The organism is Janthinobacterium agaricidamnosum NBRC 102515 = DSM 9628 (assembly GCF_000723165.1).
GTDB classification, from domain to species: Bacteria; Pseudomonadota; Gammaproteobacteria; order Burkholderiales; family Burkholderiaceae_D; genus Janthinobacterium; species Janthinobacterium agaricidamnosum.
Window position 1 is genome coordinate 5,877,829 of the sequence record NZ_HG322949.1, and the last position, 1,120, is coordinate 5,878,948.

Below are 1,120 nucleotides of genomic sequence, written 5' to 3' on the forward strand. Positions count from 1 at the left end.
CGACCAGCGGGCCCAGCAGCGCGCTGGCCGCGCCGACCCAGTTCGCCAGCAGCGCGCGTTCCAGTTCGACGCCTTCGCGGGCATAAATCACCGACTGCCGGTACAGCGGTAGATGATCGGCGAACTTGGCCACCAGGATGTGAGCCAGCAGGCCCGGTCCGGCGATGCCGCGCGCGATCGGTCGACTTGGTGCTGGCGCCTGCACGATGGTGTCGCAGCACTTGCACGCCAGTTTCGGACGCACGTGGCGGATCACGCGCAAGCTGGCCGGCACGAACTCCAGTTGCTCCGCCACATCTTCACCCAAGGGACGCAGGCCACCGCCGCAGGCGGGGCAAGCCTCGCCTGATGGCGCATACACCTTCTCGTCACGCGGCAGGTGATCCGGCAAGGGCCGGCGTACCGATTTCTTGCGCGGCGCCGGATCCAGTGTCGGCATCGGCCAGACGAAGCGGCCGCGCTCGAGCCGCTTGGTCAGCAGGCACAGGCCATCGCCACTCCACCACAGCACTTTGATCAAGTCGCCGCGCCGGCCCCGGAACACGAACACATGACCGCTGAACGGGTCTTCGACCAGGGCCGTTTGCACCCTGGCCGCCAGGCCGTTGAAACCGGAGCGCATGTCGGTCACGCCGGCGGCCAGCCAGATGCGTGTGCCCGCCGGCAGGCCGATCATGAACGCAGGCTTTGCAGGACGAGCTTGAGCAACGCGGCGTCGACCTCGGCATGGATGCGCACGACGGCCTCGCCAATGACGATCTCGATCATGCCGCCTGGCGCAGCCTTATGCCGTGCCGGTGCCGGTGCTGCGGCACGCTTGACCAGCACGGGCAGTAGCGCCGGCGTGGTCGGCTCGAACAGGACGGCGCGCAGTTCGCGGCGCCACTTGAACAGCATATTGGCATTGATGGTGTGCTGCCGCGCCAGCTTAGACACCGAGATACCAGGCTTGCAAGCCTCGGTAGCGAGACGCCGCTTGAAGTCGGCCGGATAGTTCAGGCGGCCTTTGCGGTTGCCCGTCTTTGCATCTGTATCCACAGTAGTTCTCATCAAAAAAATGACGGGAACTACTGTGGAGTATGCGTACTTTTAAAGATAGAGGGTGATGGGAAGACGCTTA

Annotated in this window: 1 protein-coding gene and 1 pseudogene; both read right to left on the reverse strand. The window is 64.9% G+C overall.

Annotation, left to right across the window (positions count from 1 at the left end; all coding sequences use genetic code 11):
* Positions 1-4: 4 nt before the first annotated feature.
* Positions 5-676: pseudogene (gene tnpB / locus GJA_RS28755) on the reverse strand (IS66 family insertion sequence element accessory protein TnpB); the annotation flags it as partial.
* Positions 673-1,038, reverse strand: coding sequence for an IS66-like element accessory protein TnpA (gene tnpA, locus GJA_RS25465; RefSeq protein WP_051781323.1), 366 nt, complete (start codon positions 1,036-1,038; stop codon positions 673-675). The gene tnpA and the pseudogene tnpB, both read right to left, overlap by 4 nt.
* Positions 1,039-1,120 lie beyond the last annotated feature (82 nt).